We start from the raw sequence: 1281 nt of genomic DNA, 5'->3' as shown, positions 1-1281 counted from the left end.
GGGCGTCATCAACATCGGCTCGGGCCGTGCCGTCCGCCTCCGCGACGCCGCCGCCGGGCTGGCCCGGGTCGCCGGATACGGCGGTGCCCTCCACGAACTCGACGGCCCTCCCGGCCCGGTGGGGGCGACCAGGGGGTGGGCGAAGCCGGGGACGCCGAGGCCGGTGCGCAGTTCGGTGTGCGAGGTGCTTGTCCTCGTGCTGGTCAGATGCGGCATGCCGCCTCCATCCAGATGTCGGCCAGGGACTCTTCCAGGTTGATGCGGGGGCGCCAGCCGAGCCGGTCGCGTGCGGTGCGCACATCGGCCTGCTGCCAGCTTCCGCAGCCGTCGGGGTACGGGTACGCGACGGGTGCCGCGTGGTCCGACTCGGAGCGGGGGTGCCCGATGGTCGCCCGCAGCGGGCCGGGAGGGCCGTCGAGTTCGTGGAGGGCACCGCCGTATCCGGCGACCCGGGCCAGCACGGCGGCGGCGTCGCGGAGGCGGACGGCACGGCCCGAGCCGATGTTGATGACGCCCTGTGCGGCGGAGAGCGACGCGGCGTGGACGGCGCGGGCCACATCGCGGACGTCGACGAAGTCGCGCTGGGCGCCGAGGCCGCCGAGCTTCAGTTCGCCGTCGCCGGACTGCATGGCGCGGCGCATCGCCTCGGCGAGACGGCCGAGCGGGGAACCCGCGGGGGTGCCGGGGCCGGCCGGTGAGAAGACGCGCAGGACGACCGCGTCCAGACCGGAGCCGAGGACCAGTTCGGTGGCGGCGAGTTTGCTGACGCCGTACGGGCCGCCGGGGCGCGGTACGGCGTCCTCGGCCGTGGAGGAGCCGGGCTGGCTCGGTCCGTACTCGGCGCCGCAGCCGATCTGCACCAGCCGTGCCCCGCAGCCGCTGCGCCGCAAAGCCTCGCAGACGGTGGCGACGGCAACCGTGTTGTGGCGGGTGAGTTCGCGGGCACCGCCGCGGGTGGCGCCGGCGCAGTTGACGACGACACCCGGGTGGACCGCGTCGAGGAAGCGGGTGAGGGCACCGGGGCTGCCGGACGCGAGGTCGAAGCGGACGTCGGCGTCGTCACCGCGGCCGAGGGCGGTGAGCTGGACGGCGGGGTCGGCGAGCAGGCGGTCGGCGACGAAGCGGCCGAGGTAGCCGTTGGCTCCGATCAGCAGGACTCTCATCGGGCTGCTCCCGGGGCCTCGGGGGCGGGTCGGGAGGTGGTCATTGCGGGTTCTCCTTCGGGAGGGGCTTGTGAGTGGCCTCCGGCGGTGGGCCGGGTTGCCTGCGGCGGTGTGGCGG

1 protein-coding gene and 1 pseudogene are annotated in these 1281 nt (G+C 75.4%); one reads left to right on the top strand and one right to left on the bottom strand.

The window, feature by feature from the left end:
* A pseudogene (locus AOJ26_RS43280) lies at positions 1 to 133 on the top strand (reductase); the annotation flags it as partial.
* 70 nt (positions 134 to 203) lie between these two features.
* Here the strand turns inward: AOJ26_RS43280 and AOJ26_RS41235 are convergent.
* On the bottom strand, positions 204 to 1163 hold the full coding sequence (locus AOJ26_RS41235; RefSeq protein WP_037719791.1) for an NAD-dependent epimerase/dehydratase family protein: 960 nt from the start codon (positions 1161 to 1163) through the stop codon (positions 204 to 206).
* Positions 1164 to 1281: the final 118 nt, after the last annotated feature.

The sequence above is a fragment of the Streptomyces sp. NRRL B-24085 genome (assembly GCF_001282115.1).
In the GTDB taxonomy this organism is placed as follows: Bacteria; Actinomycetota; Actinomycetes; order Streptomycetales; family Streptomycetaceae; genus Streptomyces.
Note: the sequence above shows the minus strand (reverse complement) of the source record. Positions and strands in the feature narration are given on the sequence as shown.

Excerpts from the sequence above, each read along its gene's own strand:
- AOJ26_RS41235 (WP_037719791.1), bottom strand. The coding sequence starts at position 1,163 with ATGAGAGTCCTGCTGATCGGAGCCAACGGCTACCTCGGCCGCTTCGTC.